Raw genomic sequence first — 20455 nt, 5'->3', positions numbered from 1 at the left:
TTATGTCGCATACGTTGTTAATAAAAAATATGGTTTGTGCGCGTTGTAAAATGACGGTTTTACAAGTATTGAAAGATCTGGGGTTCAAGGTGCAGTCTGTTGAATTGGGTCGGGTAGTCGTCGCTGAAAGAGAAAACTATGATTATACTAATTTAGAAATTGAGTTAAATGAATTAGGTTTTGAACTTATAAAAGAAACAACCGAGGCGATGGTAGAGCAGGTTAAAATAGCTTTAATAGAGACGGTTGAAAAAGGGGATGCCGATTTTATCCTTTCGGAAGTTGCAAAAAAACTTGGAAAGAATTATTCGGCGTTGAGTAAAACCTTTAGTAAGCATGAAGGTATGACGCTTGAAAAATATCTGATAAATTTAAAGATAGAAAAGGTTAAAGAGTATATTCAATTACAACAGCTTAATTTTTCAGAAATCGCTTATAGTCTAAATTATAAAAACAGTAGCCATTTGGCTAAACAATTTAAGAGTGTGACAGGCATGTCGATGACTGATTATAAAGTCCTTCAGAACTGGGAAAGGAAATCGATAGACCAAATTGTATAAAAATTAACCATAATTAGGAAAACCGAAATTTTAAGGTTGAGGTAATTTTGAAATGGTAGATTTTAAAAAGAAAAGACAATGAAACATACATATCACATACATGGGATGACTTGTAATGGCTGTCGAGGGCATGTTGAAAGCACGCTAGCTAAAGTAGAAGGCGTTACTAATGTAACAGTCGATTTAGCTAAAGCGGAAGCAGAGATAAAAATGGAAAAGCAGATTCCTATTGAAAGGTTTCAGCAAGCTTTAAAAGATGATGGCGGAAGGTATAGTATTCACACGCCAGGACATCACCATCATGAGGAACCAAAAAAGAAAGAGAAGCCAAAAGGAAAAGGTACAGGGGTGTTTTATTGTCCGATGCATTGCGAAGGTGATAAAACATATGATAAACCGGGAGATTGTCCGGTTTGTGGAATGGATTTGGTTGAAGAGCAAAATTTATCAGCACCCAGTTCAGAGCAGTGGACCTGTCCCATGCATCCTGAAATTGTAAAAGACGAAGCCGGATCTTGTCCTATTTGTGGGATGGATCTCGTACCACTTAAGCCAGAAGCATCGGCTGAGGAGAAAACCTATAAATCGTTATTGAAAAAGTTTTGGATAGCCACGGCGTTTACTTTGCCAATATTCCTAATTGCGATGAGCGAGATGCTTCATAATAATCCGTTATACGACATTATGGAGCAAAAATACTGGAATATGGTGCAGTTTGTATTGTCTATTCCGGTAGTGTTTTATGCGGCATGGATGTTTTTCGAACGTGCTTACCGCAGTATAAAAACCTGGAATCTAAACATGTTTACATTAATCGGTATAGGGGCTGGAGTGGCTTGGGTATTTAGTGTGGTAGGCATGCTGTTTCCAGATATGTTTCCTGAGCAATTTAAAACCGAATCGGGAGCGGTACATGTATATTTTGAGGCGGCAACCGTTATTTTAACCTTGGTGCTTTTAGGGCAGTTATTAGAAGCTCGAGCACATAGTAAAACGAATTCCGCAGTTAAAGAATTATTGAAATTAGCGCCTAATAAGGCTATTAAAATAGTTAATGGGGAAGAAGTTGAAGTAGGTATCGATAGCATTGAAATTAATGATATTCTAAAAGTGAAACCCGGTGATAAAATTCCGGTAGATGGGGTTTTGGTTAGAGGAAGTTCGAGTGTTGACGAATCCATGATAACAGGAGAACCTGTACCAGTGGATAAACAGGAAGGAGATAAGGTTAGCAGCGGAACGATTAATGGCAATCAGACCTTTTTAATGAAAGCAGAAAAAGTTGGTAGCGATACGTTGTTATCACAAATCATTCATATGGTAAATGATGCTAGCAGAAGTCGCGCGCCAATTCAAAATTTAGCCGATAAAGTATCTGCCTATTTTGTGCCTATTGTGGTTATTATTTCAATAATCACATTTATCGTTTGGGCCATTTGGGGACCAGAACCAGCTTATGTTTTTGCTTTGGTTAATGCCATCGCTGTGTTAATCATCGCTTGTCCTTGTGCTTTAGGATTAGCAACACCTATGTCGGTTATGGTTGGTGTTGGTCGTGGCGCACAATATGGTGTACTTATAAAAAATGCTGAAGCTTTAGAGCTTATGGATAAAGTTGATGCTTTAATTATCGATAAAACCGGAACCATAACGGAAGGTAAACCTAGCGTTGAGAAAATAGGAGTTTTTAATGAAACCCTAACTGAAGAGAAGGTTTTACAATACATCGTATCATTAAATACAAATAGTGAGCACCCTTTGGCAGAAGCAACCGTTAAATATGGTAAAGCCCAAGATACTAGAATTCTAAAATCAGAGCGATTTAACGCCGTTACCGGAAAAGGAGTTGAAGCTCGTGTTGAGGGTGTAAAAGTAGCTTTAGGAAATCCTAAAATGATGGAATATGTGCAGGTAAGTATCAATTCTCAAATGGAAGAAGAAGTTAAAAACTATCAGAAAAAAGGAAAAACGGTTTCCTATCTGGCTGTTGAAAATGAGGTTGTGGGTTATGTGGTTATTGGCGATAAAATTAAGGAAACTAGTAAAGCAGCTATTAAGGAACTACAAAGCAAAGGCATTGATGTGATTATGCTCACTGGCGATAATCACGATACGGCTCAGGCTGTGGCTTCAGAGTTAAATCTAGCTGAATTTAAAGCTGGTATGTTACCGGAAGATAAATTAAAAGAAGTTGAGCAGCTTCAAAAAGAAGGTAAGGTTGTAGCAGTAGCTGGCGATGGCATTAACGATGCTCCTGCTTTAGCAAAAAGTAACGTGGGTATTGCCATGGGTACCGGAACCGATGTAGCTATTGAAAGTGCTATGATAACTCTGGTGAAAGGAGATTTACAAGGTATCGTAAAGGCACGCCATTTAAGTCATGTGGTGATGAAAAACATTAAACAAAATCTGTTTTTTGCTCTAATTTATAATACGCTTGGCGTACCAGTGGCTGCAGGTGTGTTATTTCCGTTTTTCGGCGTTTTGTTATCACCAATGATTGCGGCTTTAGCTATGAGTTTTAGTTCGGTATCAGTAATTACGAATGCATTAAGATTAAGAAAAGTTAAAATATAAACAATGAAACCGGCGTGGTTAAAATAATCATCAAAGGTTATATGTTACGATTGATAAAAAATATAATAAACACATGAAAAAATATATCATTTACGTAGTCATTTTAGGTGTTGGTCTTTTATTGGGATGGGTGTTGTTCGGAGGATCATCGTCTCAGGAACTGGAGCATAACCATGAATCAGAGGCTTCAGTGTCAACAATGTGGACCTGCTCGATGCACCCACAAATCATGCAGCCTGAACCTGGAGACTGTCCTATTTGTGGGATGGATTTAATTCCTGCAGAAGCAGGAGCTGAAGGATTGACAGCTGATCAGTTTAAGCTAACTGAAAATGCTGTGGCTTTAGCTAATATTCAAACCACAATATTAGGTTCCGCTGCGGCAGAATCAAATGGAATTTTATTGTCAGGTAAAATAGCAGAGAACGAAAGTGCAAATGCTGTTCAGGTAAGTTATGTTGCTGGCCGCTTAGAGCATCTAAACGTGAGTTTTACTGGTGAGGATGTTCGTAAAGGCCAATTGTTAGCTACTGTATATTCGCCGGAATTGTATGCTGCTCAGCAAGAATTATTAACCGCTGCTTCATTAAAGGAATCGCAACCGGAATTGTATCAAGCCGTAAGAAGTAAATTGAAACTTTGGAAGCTTTCAGACAGTCAAATTAATCAGATTGAAAGTACTGGGAAAGTAAAGGAAAATCTTCCTGTCTATGCAACTGTTTCAGGTGTGGTAACCCAAAAAATGGTAAATCAGGGCGATTATATAAAGCAAGGTCAGCCCCTATTAAAAATAGCCGATTTAGGAACTGTTTGGGCTAATTTCGACGTATATGAAAATCAGATATCACAATTTAAAAAGGGACAGGATATTGAGGTTACAGCAAAAGCATATCCAGGGAAAGTGTTTAGTGGTAAGGTCGATTTTATAGATCCTGTATTAAATACGAATACCAGAACCGTAAGTTTACGTGTGGTACTTAAAAATGGAAATAGGGAGTTTAAACCAGGTATGTTTATTCAAGCAGAAGTTAAAGGAGGAAAAGAGCAGCATAGGGAAGTATTAACTGTTCCTACTACTGCTGTTATGTGGACGGGAGAGCGTTCGGTTGTGTATTTGAAAGCAAGTAAAACCTCATCTGTTTTTGAAATGCGAGAGGTTACTTTAGGCAACCGATTAGGAGAAACTTATGAAGTGTTAGACGGATTAAATTCAGGCGATGAAATTGTTACTAACGGGACCTTTACTGTTGATGCTGCCGCACAGTTGCAGGGTAAAAAATCGATGATGAATCAGCCAAAAGAAATGATAGCCGAATCAGATCAACAGGAAACGAACAGGTTAACGGTGTCTAAGGATTTTCAAGAGCAGCTAAAGTTTGTGTATAATCAATATATTGTTTTAAAAGACGCATTGGTAGTCGGAAATTCAGAAAAGGCTTCAGAGGCATCTCAAAGCATAGGAAAAAGTCTGATGAAAGTGGATATGAAACTTTTAAAAGAAAATGAAGCTCATATGCGTTGGATGACTCAGTTAAAGACGATAGAAAGCCATACGGCGTCTATTTTAAAGTCTTCTAAAATTGACGAACAAAGGCAGTATTTTAAAGGATTATCGGATGCATTAATCGCAGCAATACAATCCTTTGGAATCAACGAGAAAGTATTTTTAGAATTTTGTCCTATGGCAAATGATAATAACGGGGCATATTGGTTAAGCAAGGAAGAGAAAATATTGAATCCTTATTTCGGCGATGCTATGTTGTCTTGTGGGGAGGTCAAACAAATTATAGAATAATCAAATACATTAAAAATCATGAAATGCCGTTTAATAATAAGTATAAAATTGACAGATTTAAAAATTAGGGCATTTCATATCACAATTATAAATCAATAATACATTAACAGATGAAAAAAGTAATTTTAAGTGTGGCAATAGTTGCCGCGTTAGGTTTAGTAAGTTGTAAGAATGAAGCTAAAAATGAAGTAGAATCAACACAAACAGAAATCACAGGTGAGGTAGCTTTAACCGAAATGTCTTTTGGTGTTCGTGGTAATTGCGGAATGTGTAAAAGTACCATTGAGAAAGCAGCCAATGCCGTTGAAGGCGTAGCTCAAGCAAATTGGGACGTGAATAAAAAGAAAATCGATGTCGCTTTCGATGGTTCAAAAACCGATGCAATGGCCATTCATAAAGCCATCGCAGCTTCAGGTTACGATACAGAGAAAGTAGCAGGAAGTGAAGATGCTTACAAAAATTTACCGGGATGTTGCCAGTACGATCATACTATGGAAATGAATCAGTCTGGAGAGCATAAAGCTGAGGCTCATGATGAGCATCATATGTAAAACGTAAATTAAGAGAAAATTTCCTGGATCTGATTTTCTTAATCAGTTGTTAAATTTGCATTTTACAATGTTGTATTTTGTTAAATGCTTATTATGTTGAGGGATAAAGATTGTATCTTTACGAATATAATAATTTGAATTAGAGAAATAGTTGATAACATGATAAAAGAAAGTAATCCATCAGGTGTATTTAAGGGAATCCATGAGATACAGGTAGAAGAAAGAGAATTACCAAATTTAACGGACGATAGCGTTATTCTTAAGGTTGAAGCAACAGGTATTTGTGGTACAGATTTACATATTTACCATGAAGCGTTAGTGCCCGCAGGTTCTGTTTTAGGACACGAGTTTTGTGGTGAATTGATTGCTGTTGGGAAAGCTGTAGAAAACCTAAAAGTTGGTGATCGTGTAGTCGTTAATCCTATGTATAATGGTATTGGTTTAGGCTTAGCTGCTGGTGGATTTGCCAAACAGGTGAAAGTAGATCAGGCAGTTTTAGGGAAAAATATTCTTAAGATTTCTGATAACATTACCAGTGATAAGGGCGCGTTGTTAGAGCCTTTAACAGTTGGTTTGGCAGCGATTAATAAAACCCATTTAACAGCTTCAGATAACGTTTTGGTGTCAGGTTGCGGAACAATTGGTTTGGTAACTATTGCGGCTTTAAAAAGTAAGGGTGTAGAGAACATTATCGCTACCGATATTAGTGAAAAGCGTTTGGAGCTTGCCAAAACTTTAGGAGCTAAATTTACCTTTAACCCTTCTAAAGATGGCGATTTAAAAGACTTTATTGTTTCACAATATGGTGAGGTTAATGCGCTTGATTATTCAGGGAAATTACCAAACTTAACAGCTGTGTTTGAGTGTACAGGAGTTAGTGCCTTATTTACGCAATGTTTAGAATTATTAGCGCCGGATGGGAAAATGACGGTTCTAGCCATTTATAGTAAAGAAACAACATTAAATCCTAATTTAGTTGTTTACAAACGTTTGAATGTGCAAGGTTCTTTATTTTATACCGATGAAGATTTTGCTGAAGCGATTGATTTAGTTGAAAGTGGTAAAGTGGATGTGACACCAATTATCACACACCGTTTTCCGTTAGATGAATTACCAAAGGCTTTTGAGGTTCAGGCAGACAGTAATCAATCGGTAAAAGTAGTTGTTAATTGCAATTAATATTCAGTTATGAGATATAAAAAAGGCTTGGTTTAACCAAGCCTTTTTTATTTATTGAATTCTTAAAAAACTATTTCTTGTCTTTGTATTGAAATACGTTGTAAGGAATTGAGGTTCCTGTAATTTTTAAAACAACCACGCCATGCGCAGGAACAGATTTAGTTATTTCGCTATTATTTGATGTTGGTGTTATTTCTTTACTCCATAAATCTTTGGTTTTATAGCCTTTTGAAGCATCTATTCCAACAGATTTTAAATCGAATCTAATATTTTGAGCTTCTTCAGTTCGATTTAATAGAGCCACGGCAACAATACCACTTATTGATGAATTAACTGGTTTACCCCAAACTTCCAATTCTCCATAATCTACAAGTCTTCTGGCTTGGTAAACATATTTACTTTGGTTAAGAGCAATTAATTCTTGATTAGTAATAATCTCTTTAGTCTCCTTTGTTAATGTTGTTAAGTCATTTCCCAAAAGCAGGGGTGAGTGCATTAAACACCACATCGAGAATTGGGTTTTGTCTTCTTCATAAGTCATGCCGCGTCCTACTTGCAGCATATCCATGTCGTTATAATGTCCGTAGGAACTATAAGGCCACAAATCGGCATTGGCATCAATGGTTTTTAAAGCTGACTCAAAGGTGTCCGCTAAATCACCATTTATTCTCCAGGAGTTGGCAATTTGGGTTACCCATTTTCCCGGGAATTCCCAACGACACACATTGTAAATTACTGACGGTTTTATGTTTCTGGCGAGTTTGCCAATTTCGGTATATCGTGTTTCTTCATCTAGACCAAGCCATTCGCCACCACACCAGTCTATTTTTATAAAGTCGAAGCCCCATTCTTTCAGAAATAGGTTTAAATCCTGCTTGTCATGACCGTAAAGCCCCATGCCAACACCAATAGTGTCTTTGTCCCAGTAAGAGGCGCATGTATTGATACCTGCATCAGAATATATTCCGGCTTTAAGTCCTTTAGCATGGATATAATCAGCCATATCTTTCATGCCTCTCGGAAATCGCGTTTTGTGAGATATTATATTTCCGTTTTCATCTCTTCCGCCAAAATAACCATCGTCAATGTTTAAATAGTTATAACCAAATTCGTTTAGTTTTGAGTTAACTAAAGCATCAGCCTGACCTTTTATAATGTCTTCATTAATGTTTACCCTGTAATTGTTCCAAGATGCCCAGCCCATTAGGGGTGGATGTAATGTGTTATTATGTGTTTCAGGTTTTGACGTTTGTGGGGTTTTGCATGATGCTGCTAAAAAACCAGATAAGAGGACAAATACCCCTAATTGTCTTAATTTCATGCTTTAATTAATTGGATTAATAATTGATTTGGTTGCGTTGAGTTGTTTGACTTTTTAGAGTTCCTAAATCTAATAAAACCACTAAGACTAATAAAGAAAATAGAATATAAAGATTGTTTTATAGAATACAGTTAGTTTTTTTTGTTATTACTATCAATTCCAAAAGACTAGGACATATCCAATGGTTCGGAAAGCAACAACCGAACCAATGGTATGTGGTGTTTTTTATGCTGTTAGTGATGAAATTTTCTTAATTCAAATGCATGCGTTAAAAATAATATGTTTTGAGATTAATCTCGGTATAGAATTAATCACGTAAGATTATCCATTTTAAGTTAAATTGTTTGAAAGACTCATATTTCAACATTTGCTTGGAGTATTTTATTCATCTTCAAGTACATCTACGATTTCGTACATGTTTTTACCGTCTACTTGAATAGGTTGGTAATACGTTTCTCCAAACTGAACAAAAGTCTGGTCTCCAATTTTAACCTCTTCGCCACCTTCAGGTAGGTTTGGTACAATAGTACCAGCTGTAGCGGGTACCACGATGTAACCATCGGCATTTTGTTCATAAAAAGCGCCGCCGTAATAATAGTTATTGGTTTCATTAACAGTTACTTTTTCTGCTTCTGGAGGAATAGAAGGAACCTGTGCGCCTACGGGGGCCTGAACTGCTTCGAAACCGTCTTCGGTTTTCAGGTAATAGGTGCCGTTGTCGTAATGGTATTCTTCTTTATCGTTATTGTCGTCTACAATGGCAACAATAATGGCGGTAGTAGCCAACGTGCTTACAAAATAACCCCATGGATGCCAGTGTGGCCCCCAATAGTATGGACGGTAAGGATGGTAGTAATATGGACGATGACAATAGAATCGGAAGCCTCCAAAAATATAAGGTGGTCTGGAATAATGTCTATGGCTATGCCTTACATAGGTGTGTCTATGGTTGTGGTTTCTGTTATTAACATTTATGTTTATATTGTTATGACTGTTGTTGATATTAATGTTATTGCGACCACCACCTGTATTGCCAGGTCTACGGTTTATGGTTTTAATATTAGAGGTGTTTTTATTTCTGTTTATCACCTGCTTGCCTTTATTGTTGCTAATGGTGGGTTTATTTCTGTTAATAACTTGTTTATTGTTGCTATTAATAGTGGGTTTATTGCGATTAATTGTGGTTTTGTTATTTGTGTTTCTATTGGGTAGGTTGTTTCTGGAGATAACTTTTTGATGCCCTCCATTTATCGAACCACCTCGGTTTGTGGTTGGTCTGCTTACAGGACGTGATATTGGCTTATGAGCCATAGTTGCATTACCACCTCTGGAAGCTCGATGTCCTAAGCGTTGGGCGAACAAGTTCTCGGTAGCGCCTAAACTTAAAATAACTATTAAGGCTGTTGCTGAAAAGTATTTTATATGATGTACTATAAGTTTCATAGTTATGTGTGTTACGGTTAGGATTTTGCCAGAATACTTATTAGAGAAGCGTGAGGTGGCGGAGTGAAATTGTAAATAGCTTCCGGAATGTTCGGATTTAATTCCCAGTTGCTAAAACTGGTTTCAAACTGTAAGTGGCCTTCGTTTTTATAAATAATAATCAAGCGTTTAGGTAAAACAGTGGCATTACTGGAAATCCATAGTTGTATATATTTATATTCACCGGTAGCTGTGATGTAAAAACATGTTTCACCGTCAATGCTGCGTTGTCCCTTGTAAGCAATTGTGTTGAATTCTTCTATGAGATCATCGGTGAATGACGGATAGAAAAAATCGGCAGCAGGGAACTTAAAATCAAACGCCATGTGCATCGAGTCAATCATGGTTAATATGGTTTCGGGAGCTTCTAAAGTCACGTAATTGTTTTCATCTAGCGAGTAATACGAAACATATTCACCATTGTACCAATAACCATAGTTACCAGAGTCTCCTTTTGTTGTTGAGGTGAATTTATTCGGGCCGGTCATAGCAATGCTGCTTTTAGCATAATAGGTACTTAAATTACCATCCTCGTCTAATTTATCTGCAGCGGTACTAATGTTAAATTTAACCGATTCCAGACTGCCAATAATGTCAGCCATTTTATCGAGTATGTATATGGCGGTGGAATCTATGCTTTTGGTTTGGGCCTGAGAGACAAGAAAAGTAAACAGGCTTAAAAGGGTTAGGAATTTTTTCATAAAGAAGTATGTTATAATGAAAATGATAAGCTAATTAACCAGATGTTAAAAAGACAGTTACTGTACAATAACTTTAGAAGATATGAGAAAAATAAAAGTCGGATTCTACGTGTAAAATCCGACTTTTATTTATTTACGATCTAGTCTTTTCCTTTTTTACCCCAGATTTCAACTTTAGCTCTTTTGGTTAATATAACTTTGCCTTTGGTATCGTATTCCATTTCCAGGTATTTTACTTTGTCTCCCTTGCTAGGTACTGCATAAGGTACTGAAGACATACCGTTGGTTAGTACACCAAGACCTTTGGCATCATATGTTTTTTTCTCACCATTTTCCATAACAATGGTAATACTTTTAAGTTCCAGTGTGCCCTGAGTACAGGTTAGTTTTACTTTAGTAATATCTTTTTCTGCCCCTACTAAAGATACTTTGTCTTTTTCATTTTTAAAGGCTACAGTTTTTTCTGCTAATTTTTTCCAGTTGTCGTTTTGAGCTTGTGTAGAAACAGAAAGTAAAAAGCATAGTATAAATAAATATTTCATTGTAAAAGGTTTAGGTTGAACATTATCTGTCTTAAATTTAGTGAATTATCTTCACTTTTTCTTACATGATTTAAAATTTTAATATTTAGTTAAAGTATAAAGTTATCTAAAAGCTATTTATCTTCAAGTTTTTATCGCTCAGTGTTTTATTGTTTGTGTGAGAATAGTTTGACTCGGGTTTTGTTCCTCTAGCGATACTTTTTGATAAAACACATGAAAATGATCCCCTTTTTAGAGCAAAACAAGTCTCGAACCAAACTCGAACAAAAGCCGAACAAGAAAAGAGGAGAACCTCTAGCGTTATTTTTTTAATTAATGAGGTTGTTTTAAGGTGTTAATGATTACTACGTTTGCTAACAATACCACCACCAACTTCGTTAATATTTTGCACATACATAAAGGCTTTAGGGTCTGTACGGCTAATGGCTTTTTTTATTTTATGCACTTCAAGTCGGGTAACGACGGCTACAATAATATCGCAATCCTGTTTTACACCATACGAGCCAGGTAAATTACCGCGTTCGCCCTTATACACGGTTACGGCCTTTTTAAAATCGTTCACGATAAGCGATTTTACCATTTCGGAGTTAGGAGAAATAATGGTTAGGGAAATGAGTTTTTCAAACCCATCTACCACATAATCTGATGTTTTTAAAGCGGTGTAAAACGTAACAATGGAATACATGGCTTTCTCGATGCCCAGATAAAATGCAATAATTAAAAATAAACAGGTATTAATGGTCATGATAATTTCGGCAGTAGAGAAGCCAATATTTTTGTTGGTGTAAGCTGCAATAACTTCCAGGCCGTCAATGACGCCGCCACTTCTAATAACAAAGCCAATACCTAAACCTACAAAAACCCCTCCGAAGATGGCAGTTAAAAAGTGATCGTTGGTCACTTCTGGTACGGGCAGAAAGTGCATCATGGCACCAAGAAGAATAACGGCTATCAGTGAGCTGGCTGCAAAGTTTCTGCTGATTTTTAAATAGCCAATGTATATAAAAGGCAGGTTAAGAATAACCAGAGGAATGCTGACGCTAATATGGTAAAATTCATGAATTAAAATGGATATACCCAGCAGGCCACCATCAAGAAAATGATTCGGAATCATAAAGCCTTTTATGGCGATTACTGCAAAACAAACACCTATAATTGTTAGGGATAAGGATTTGATTGAAAAAACGGTTTTGAAGTTTAGCTCTTCAGAATTAACATGACTCATAAACATTAAATTAAATAATGAAACTAATAGATTGCTACTAATTAATTCGAAAAGAGGTTGTTATGGAGTTGGTTGAGGTTAGTCTAAGATACGTAAAAAAATACATAATAAATGTATTGTTTAAAAAATACTAAAATGGTATATGTCATTTAACTCCTGAATTTAAGACTTCTATTTGTGTTTTTAATTTGTTGATATACAGGTTGTTTGGTTTATTTTGAGTAATATGCAAATAAATTAAATGTAAAATAATAATAACATAAATAATTAACATAAAGAATGTGTAATTGTTAAATGTTGGATTAAATTCTTAACAATCAATTATTTGTAGTAAATTTACGTGGCTCTTCGGGTCTCTCTCAACCTCCTTAAAGAATTATGGTTTAATAGTTTTAAGTACGCTTATCATTATTATTTTTTTGATCATTTTTTACGATTAAGCAATCGTTTAAAGTGGTTTAACTGTAAATCTTTGCTTTATGAAAAAAAAATACTTACCTCAGGATTTCATTTTAAGTTGCCTCATAGTTTTTTTTATTTCATTTTCGGCCTTTGCGCAAAAGAATAAAGATATAACACCTGTTGTTGAATGTGTTAAAGATTTAACCAATGGCCTTTATCAGGCAACGTTTAGTTACTACAATCCTACAAACAAAGAAGTTGTTATTGACGAATCGGGCAGTATTATAAAAACCAATAATGGAAAAAAAGTAGCCAAAGGTTTAAATAGGTTTAAGCCAGGAAGGGTAGAAAAAGTATTCACAAAAGAGTTCGGTCCGCATGATTATGTAGAGTGGACTATTATTAGCAACGGAAATTCGCATACTGTTATAGCTAATGCCAACTCTTCAAAATGTGAGCTTGATGATGGTATTGTTTTTCCTGTAATTGGAAACAACGGTAAATCTTACGATATTATAGGTCAGGAGTTGTCTGCTTTATGCGATAATGTTGCAGGAGAAACACCTTCTGATATAATTTTCAAATTTGAAGAAGGAAAAGTACTGGTTGAAATTGTACCTAAAGCATTTCAAATGCAGGCGGTACTTAATTTATTACAAGGAGCGCCTTTTAATATTCCTGCATCAGACTTTTTATTAGATATTCCCGAATTTTTGAATCTAGCAGCGATTGACGTGTTTTTCAATCCGGCAGATTTATGTGCCTTAAATAATTATGGAGATATTATAAACTTTGCCAGACCTGCTTTTCCGGCATATAATAATTCTGCAGGTTTTCAGGAGGGGGAGCGGATTGTGACTCAGGGTGATGCGGCTCAAACATCAAATTTGGTGCGACAATCGTTTAGAATTATTCAAAGTGACGGAACCATTTTACCGGTTAATGGTACAGGTGTTAAAATCGGGGTATTGTCAGACAGTTACGATATGGCTTTGGGTGTACCACAATATGCGGCTTTAGATGTAGGTAATGATGAATTACCAGAAGGCATTGAAGTTTTAGAAGATAATAAATATAAATCGTCTGATGAAGGGCGTGCCATGATGCAAATTATATACGATGTAGCTCCTGGTGCGGCTATGGCATTTCATACGGCTACGGCGTCACCCAGACAGTTTGAAGTCGGCTTCAATGCTTTAAAAGATGCGGGTTGTGATATTATTGTAGATGATATTACTTTTATAACCGAACCTTTTTTTGGAATGGGTAGGATTTCACAAGAGATTCAGCAATATGTAAGTGAACCCGGAAATTTCCATTATACTTCGGCAGGGAATTTAGCAAATAAGGCTTATCAGGCTACGTTTAACAGTTCGCCAACTACTCCGGTAACCAATTTTATACCTAGCGGAACACCAACAGTGGCCCATGTTTTTGGAGCGAATACTGATGGTTCTCCAGATTATTTGCAGAAAATAAGTGTTGTTCCCGGAACTTATTTGATTGTACTGCAATGGAAAGAAGATTTAGCCTCACAGGAGAATCAGTTAGGAGCCGATAATGATTTAGATATTTATATCGTTGATGATGCCGGGCGTTTGTTGGTTGGGAATAACAGGGAGAATGTTAATGGCGATCCTACCGAGATTATTGTGTTTAGAGCCACGGGTACAGGAGATGCCAATATTTTAATCACCAGTGCCAACGGACCAACTAATGTGCCATTTCGATATATCGCTTTCAGAACAACGGCTGATGATGGAACCGATAACGGACTGTCGTTTCCGGAGTACTTTGGGAACGGCGCTCCAACCGTTAGTGGTCATGCGATGAATCCGGAGTCTGTTACTGTTGGAGCAGTAGATTATCGTTATGCAGAAAATCCTGTTGCGGAATATTTTTCAAGCTATGGCGGTCTGTTAAAAGATGGTGTAAATCTGGAAATTGATATGTATGCTCCCGATGGCGGTAATACCGCTTCAACAACCATTGGTCGGGATTCTACTTGTGATACCTGTGATACAGACACGGCACTTAATTTTTATGGAACATCGGCAGCGGCACCTCATGCAGCGGCGGCTATGGCCTTGTTAAAGTCGGCGTTACCATATTGGTATCCTGATGGAGCAGGGGCTTCCACATATTCTAATAGCGATGCTTTATCAACTTTTAAAAATACAGGTGTTAATTTTACGGCTTTGGATGGAAGTGCCGGTCAGTTTTTAAATACGGTAAATGCCTTTAAAAGTATTGCGGCACAAACGGCTAGAATAACTTCTTTGACTATATTAAGTGGAAATGTAGGGGTAGAGCCGATAACACTTTCCATTATAGGAGAGTTCTTTCCATCTCCAAGTCAGGAGCCTTATCCAGCAAAAGTATATTTTGATGGTCAGGAAATTACCGATATTCAGGAGATTTCAGAAAACGAGATTGTTGTAACTATTCCTGAATTTACTGGAAATCCTGAATTGAAAATTTATACCGCACCTAAACCTGGAACTGAAGGAAATGGAGGATTTTCTGAACCTGTTAAAATTTTACCAGATGGCAAATATCTAATAAATATTGTACCTAATAATGAAGTATTTGAATACGGACAAGATATTAGCCTTTCTTACTATGTTCAGGGCTTACCTCTTGAAGATATTCAAGATCCTAGTTTGTCGTATCCGGAAATCATGGCGGCATTAGGTTTCCCTGAAGTTGTTTTAAGTTCTGCGGCAGATGAAAAGTTAGCATTAGGGGAGTATCCTATTGTTTTTGATTATGCCATAAAACCGTCGTTTGCAGAAGCGATGTCTCCGGAGTTATCTGAAAAATATCAGGTAAATTTTATTTCAGGATATCTGGATGCTGAAATTGGTAAAGTAGGATACTTAACCATCACGAAGAAGGATTTAGTTATCACGCCTAAAGATGTGGTCTATACTTATGGAGATGCTATAAGCATTGATTTTAATTATCAATTTAATCCCAGCGGTATGTCTGATGAAGATGGCTTTAGACTATTAATCGACGAAACCCATGCCACTGATTTTAAAGATGGTATCCCTAGTAAGTTTCAAGCTGTGGTTAATAAATTTCAGGCAGTAGTTAACGATTACGATGTGAGTTTTTTAGAAGGCGGTAGTTGGAGTGCGTCGGAACGTACCATTCAAAACAAATTTCAGGCCGTAGTGAACGGTATGAATATTATTAGCCTTAGTAACGAAAATATAACTAATTATATATCGGCAAAAGAAGATTTTGATAACGGAACAACTAATAAGTTTCAGGCGGTTGTGAATAAGTTTCAAGCAGTAGTGAATGCCGAAGATTTGTTTACAGGAAATGTGGAGTTGGGAATTGAAAATAAATTTCAGGCAGTTGTGAATAAATTTCAGGCAGTTGTTAATTCAGATGATCCGGAACATCCGTTTAAGGATTATGCTCAAATGTTTACGGTAATAGATGCTGAAGATGCACCTCCGGAAGATGGGTCTGACGATGAGCGTGCCATTTCTAAAATTTATGCCTTAAATATGTTAACCGGGATAGATGTTACACCTACGGTTAATGATAAACATTATGTATATCCGGGAGCCTTTTTAAATGCTATGGCAGCTAATTTTAATATTGTTTATGAGGCGGGTAATGTCATTATCAATCCTAAAGATTTACAGGTTAGTACAGAAAATTTAACTATAGCTTATGGTGATATACTAACAGAAAACATGCTTTTAGCGTTAACCACGTTTGACGGTTGGGCGTTTGAAGGAGACGCTATGGAATCTGTAGAAACGGTGTTTCCTGATGGTGTACCTTTTTATTTTGTGAAGGATAATGAGGAATTTGAACTTTCAGAACTGAATGCTTTAGGAAACTATCAAATCAAAGTAAGAAACCCCAAAAATTATAATGTTATTAGTGCTTATAATGATGTTTATGGAACATTAACGATTTCGCCGGCAACACTTAATGTTGTTATTTTACCTGAGGACTCGGTTGTTCTTCAGGGAGCTATTCCAGATCTAACTTTTGAGTTTAGCGGATTTGTCGCCGACGATACTGAAAGTTCTGTTTTTCCTCAAGGCGTACCATATTATTTTATAGATGATAATGGTACGAAGTTTTATGATACAAATATTCCTGGATCTTATTACTTAAAATTAGAGGATATTGAGAATTATACTATTATAGCTAATACCGCACATATATTTATTAATCCCTCGGATAGTTCCAGAAAAGTGCGTACGTATGCCGATTGTGTAGCTTATAACCCCAATGAAATAGGTGATTTAAAATATACTGTGATATACAGGTATGAAAATGATAATGATTACCCGGTTTATGTAAATGAAGGCGAGGATAATAAACTAACCGGAGCAGCTTACAGTGGTGAGCTTCCTACGGTATTTATGCCGGGAGCAGGAACATTCGAAATTAAGTTTGATGGTTCGCAGTTGGTTTGGAGTTTAACAACCTATGATGGGACACAGAAAAGCTCGGTGTCATCAGCTTCAACCAGTGAAAGTGGTAAATGCGATGCGAAATTAGACGGCGCCTATGCCATATACCCGAATCCGGTTTCAACACTGCTTACTATAGAACAAAATATTTTTGAAAGTAATGCCTCAGTTTTAGTTATTAATATGTATGGGTTTGTAGTCATTGATGCAGGAGTGTTCGAGCAGCCACTCTCCACAAAACAAATCGATATGTCTGCATTGCCAACAGGTCTTTACATTGTCAGGATATCGAGCGAAATAGAAGTGCGAACTTATAATATTTTAAAGGAATAGTGTTTTATGAATTCAAACCAAAGCATACTAGTTATATTATTAATGCTATACTCATGTTTTGGTTTTTCCCAAAATAAAGCAATAGATAGTTTAAAAGTTATAGTTGATACCGGGGTTCGAGATACTTTAATGGTAAAAACCTTAAATGCTTTAAGTTGGGAAGTTTTAAATGCGGGAGACTTAAATGAGTCTTATAATTATGCATATAAAGCATCAGAATTAGCTAAAGATTTAGATTATAGTAGGGGTATGGGCTATGCCTTAAAGTATATTGGGCTTACACAATATTATCAAGGAAGATATTTAGAGGTGCTTGATACCTGGACTCAGTCATTAAAAGAATTTGAGAAAATTCATGATACCACAGGTATGGCGAACCTTGTAAATAACATAGGAGGTGTTTATTGGAGTAAGGGGAATAATGTTAGGGCATTAGATTATTACCTCAGATCTTTGAGTATTTCTGAAAAGTTAAAAGATCCTCTACGAATATCATCCGCATTATTAAATGTCGGTGGACTATACGCCGAAATGGGGAGTTATGATAAGGCTTTGGATTATTATAATAAATTTAATGATTACAGGGAGGAACTCAGGGACCCTTTACTTACAACTAGTTATTTAATGGGAGTTGGAGAGGTTTATTATAAAAAAGGACTCTATGATGAGGCACTTTATTATTATCAGGAAGCCTTGTCCAGCAATGATGTTGCGACATCGAGAGCAGATAATCTTATTAAAATCAGTAAGGTCTTTCTAAAGAAAAATGAAATACAAAAGTCTGTTGACTATCTTAATGAAGCATATGAGGTAGCGAAATCTAACGATCAGCAACTTTTAGTGGTTCAGGCTTTGGAAGCTTTGGGAGACGTATATAAATATGAAAATTTAGAAAAGTCAATAGAAGCTTATAAAGAAGCCGAATTACTTGCTAAAAATATAGAAGCTAATGATGAATTAAGAGATGTGTATAAAGGGTTGTCTAATGCCTATGCACTTCTGAAAGATTTTCAAAAGGCCTATCAATACAAAGAGTTGTATGTGGCAAAAAAAGATTCCTTATTTAACCTGGCGACAGATGATAAAATCAGAGGCCTTCAGTTTGATTTTGACCTCAAGAAAAAGGAAGATAAAATCGGACTTTTAGAGAAAGAATCAGAAATTCAACTACTAAAACAAAAACGGCAAAAGAGTGTTATTTTAGTGTCTTTGCTAACTATACTTGTTGTGTTTATTTCAGCTATTGGGTTATACAAACGTTATAAGTTCGTAAAAGCGACGAATCTGATTATAGAACAGGAAAAGAAGCGGTCAGACAATTTATTGCATAATATTCTTCCGGAAGAAACAGCTTTGGAACTAAAAGAAAAAGGTAAAGTAGAGGCTAAGAAATTTGAATCTGTCACCGTGTTATTTACAGATTTTAAAGGGTTCACCCATTTTGCTAAAGATTTATCTCCCGAAGAACTGGTAAATAGTGTTGATTATTATTTTTCAAGATTCGATCAAATCATGGAAAAATATGGCATTGAAAAAATAAAAACCATTGGAGATGCCTATATGTGTGCCGGAGGATTGCCTTTCCCAACAACTGATCACCCGTTTAAAATTATTTTAGCAGCTTTTGAAATAGCTCAGTTTATAGAAGAAACAAAACGTAATGCCGGAGAGCATGTTACCACTTTCGATATTCGTATTGGTGTAAATACCGGACCCATAGTGGCAGGGGTGGTTGGGATTCATAAATTTGCTTACGATATCTGGGGCGATACGGTAAATGTGGCGTCCAGAATGGAAACGCTTTCAGATCCGGGCAGAATTAATATTTCTGAAAACACATATGATATTGTAAAAGATGTGTTCGATTGTAAATATCGCGGTGAGATAGAAGTTAAAAACCGGGGTATGATGAAAATGTATTTTGTAAACGGAATAAAAGATCAGGAATTTTTAGATCGACTTCAATTGAAAAAGACAGCTGTTTAAAAAAATCACTATATTTAATAGGAAAAATATTATAATTCAACATTTGTTGAACCAGACGATTCGTGAAAAGCAATAGCGTATGAAAGGCTACTTAAAACTTCGAAAAGATGTATTACATATTTTAAATACAGAATTGCCTGAAGCGCTTTGCTACCATAATATTATTCACACACTCGATGTACTTAATGTGGCGAATAAATACATTAAAAGATTAAAAGTTGATAGTTACCATGCCAAATTATTGCGAATGGGAGCTATGTTGCATGATATTGGTTTTATAATAGGAAGAGAGAATCATGAAGAAAAAGGTGTGGTTATTGCCAAAGAACTCATGACCAAGCATGGGTTTTCAAAAGAAGATATAAATATTATAAAAGGGTTGATTATGGCGACAAAAGTACCACAATCCCCTAAAACGAAACTGGAACAAATTATTTGTGATTCAGATCTGGACTATTTGGGTAGAAGAGATTTTTATTTTAAAGGCGATCAGCTTCTTAAAGAGTTGAATGTTCAAGGTACACCAATAGCGGTAGATGAATGGTACAAAATACAGATTTCTTTTTTAGAAAGTCATACGTATCACACCGAGTTTGCTAAAAGGTTCAGGCAACCTAAAAAAGAACAGCGAATACAGGAATTAAAGGAGAAGGTTAAGTCAGGTAATTGTTAATAGAATTATCTCTTGACGTCAAATAAAATGAATAATATTTCTTTTAACTGATCACCTATTAAATCTCTTAAAATACGGTAGGCTTTGGTAATTTGTCCCTCTACGGTTTTTATAGAAATGTTTAAATATTCGGCTATTTCTATATTGGTCAGTCCGTCTTGCTTACTTAATAAAAAGATTTCCTTACATTTTTTAGGAAGTTCTTCAATACCTTGAGTAATCAGAGCTATTTTTTTTGAAATCACATCAGCGTTATCCTCATCAATGGTTTCATTAATAGCTTCAATATAAGTTTCTTCTAATGGCTGAAAAGCTTTTTCTTTGCGATAATGACTTATAAAATTATTGAATGTAGATTTGTATAATAAGTTTTTAATAGAAAAGTCAGTATTTAGTTTCTTTCTGTATTTCCAGGTTTTTAAAAATGTATTTTGTACAATGTCTTCAGCTGCAGCGTGGTCTTTTGTAAGATTGAGAGCGTAGATAAAAAGTGGCTTATGGTAAGTGTTTATTAATAAGGTAAATGCTTTTTCATCTCCATTTTGGAGCTGTCGTATTAAATTTATGTTATGGTCATGTGACGTAGACATTATTAAGAGGGTATCTGAACAACAGAAATGTTTCGTAAATGTCACAAAAAAAACAATAAAAAGTAAAAAAAGAAAGAATAAAAGTAA

Annotated in this window: 14 protein-coding genes; 8 read left to right on the top strand and 6 right to left on the bottom strand. The window is 36.0% G+C overall.

Features of this window, described 5'->3' with window-relative positions:
* The first annotated feature begins 2 nt into the window (after positions 1 to 2).
* From ICJ84_RS11430 to ICJ84_RS11410, 5 genes are all read left to right on the top strand, one after another.
* Complete coding sequence (locus tag ICJ84_RS11430; protein WP_188216545.1) at positions 3 to 560, top strand: helix-turn-helix domain-containing protein; 558 nt, start codon at positions 3 to 5, stop codon at positions 558 to 560.
* Between the two features lie 78 nt (positions 561 to 638).
* Positions 639 to 3137: a heavy metal translocating P-type ATPase gene (locus tag ICJ84_RS11425; protein ID WP_188216544.1), complete on the top strand. Its 2499-nt coding sequence runs from the start codon at positions 639 to 641 to the stop codon at positions 3135 to 3137.
* Positions 3138 to 3210: 73 nt separating this feature from the next.
* Complete coding sequence (locus ICJ84_RS11420; RefSeq protein ID WP_188216543.1) at positions 3211 to 4932, top strand: efflux RND transporter periplasmic adaptor subunit; 1722 nt, start codon at positions 3211 to 3213, stop codon at positions 4930 to 4932.
* Positions 4933 to 5042: 110 nt separating this feature from the next.
* The gene (locus ICJ84_RS11415) at positions 5043 to 5483 is read left to right on the top strand and encodes a heavy-metal-associated domain-containing protein (protein WP_188216542.1); all 441 of its coding nucleotides are present in this window, start codon (positions 5043 to 5045) and stop codon (positions 5481 to 5483) included.
* 159 nt (positions 5484 to 5642) lie between these two features.
* Positions 5643 to 6662, top strand: coding sequence for a zinc-dependent alcohol dehydrogenase (locus tag ICJ84_RS11410; protein WP_188216541.1), 1020 nt, complete (start codon positions 5643 to 5645; stop codon positions 6660 to 6662).
* A 70-nt stretch (positions 6663 to 6732) separates the two neighbouring features.
* On the opposite strand, the gene ICJ84_RS11405 is transcribed toward ICJ84_RS11410, so the two are convergent.
* The 5 genes from ICJ84_RS11405 to ICJ84_RS11385 all read right to left on the bottom strand — a co-directional run bounded on the left by ICJ84_RS11405 (position 6733) and on the right by ICJ84_RS11385 (position 11933).
* A complete protein-coding gene (locus ICJ84_RS11405; RefSeq protein ID WP_188216540.1) occupies positions 6733 to 7983 on the bottom strand; it encodes a glycoside hydrolase family 27 protein in 1251 nt (416 codons plus the stop codon).
* 381 nt (positions 7984 to 8364) lie between these two features.
* Positions 8365 to 9426 carry a DUF6515 family protein gene (locus ICJ84_RS11400; RefSeq protein WP_188216539.1) on the bottom strand — a complete coding sequence of 354 codons (1062 nt, stop codon included), beginning with the start codon at positions 9424 to 9426 and terminating at the stop codon, positions 8365 to 8367.
* 17 nt (positions 9427 to 9443) lie between these two features.
* Positions 9444 to 10166, bottom strand: coding sequence for a DUF2092 domain-containing protein (locus tag ICJ84_RS11395; RefSeq protein ID WP_188216538.1), 723 nt, complete (start codon positions 10164 to 10166; stop codon positions 9444 to 9446).
* Between the two features lie 140 nt (positions 10167 to 10306).
* The gene (locus ICJ84_RS11390) at positions 10307 to 10708 is read right to left on the bottom strand and encodes a DUF2541 domain-containing protein (protein WP_188216537.1); all 402 of its coding nucleotides are present in this window, start codon (positions 10706 to 10708) and stop codon (positions 10307 to 10309) included.
* A gap of 334 nt (positions 10709 to 11042) precedes the next feature.
* A complete protein-coding gene (locus tag ICJ84_RS11385) occupies positions 11043 to 11933 on the bottom strand; it encodes a YitT family protein (RefSeq protein WP_188216536.1) in 891 nt (296 codons plus the stop codon).
* A gap of 479 nt (positions 11934 to 12412) precedes the next feature.
* Here ICJ84_RS11385 and ICJ84_RS11380 point away from each other — a divergent pair, with 479 nt between their 5' ends.
* From ICJ84_RS11380 to ICJ84_RS11370, 3 genes are all read left to right on the top strand, one after another.
* Positions 12413 to 17119 (top strand): S8 family peptidase, encoded by a 4707-nt coding sequence (locus ICJ84_RS11380; RefSeq protein WP_188216535.1) that lies wholly within the window; start codon positions 12413 to 12415, stop codon positions 17117 to 17119.
* A 6-nt stretch (positions 17120 to 17125) separates the two neighbouring features.
* Positions 17126 to 19105: an adenylate/guanylate cyclase domain-containing protein gene (locus ICJ84_RS11375; RefSeq protein WP_241748748.1), complete on the top strand. Its 1980-nt coding sequence runs from the start codon at positions 17126 to 17128 to the stop codon at positions 19103 to 19105.
* A 79-nt stretch (positions 19106 to 19184) separates the two neighbouring features.
* Complete coding sequence (locus ICJ84_RS11370) at positions 19185 to 19778, top strand: HD domain-containing protein (protein ID WP_188216534.1); 594 nt, start codon at positions 19185 to 19187, stop codon at positions 19776 to 19778.
* Positions 19779 to 19783: 5 nt separating this feature from the next.
* On the opposite strand, the gene ICJ84_RS11365 is transcribed toward ICJ84_RS11370, so the two are convergent.
* Positions 19784 to 20368 carry an RNA polymerase sigma factor gene (locus ICJ84_RS11365; protein WP_188216533.1) on the bottom strand — a complete coding sequence of 195 codons (585 nt, stop codon included), beginning with the start codon at positions 20366 to 20368 and terminating at the stop codon, positions 19784 to 19786.
* Positions 20369 to 20455 lie beyond the last annotated feature (87 nt).

It is taken from the genome of Aestuariibaculum suncheonense (assembly GCF_014596935.1).
Lineage (GTDB): Bacteria > Bacteroidota > Bacteroidia > Flavobacteriales > Flavobacteriaceae > Aestuariibaculum > Aestuariibaculum suncheonense.
Note: the sequence above shows the minus strand (reverse complement) of the source record. Positions and strands in the feature narration are given on the sequence as shown.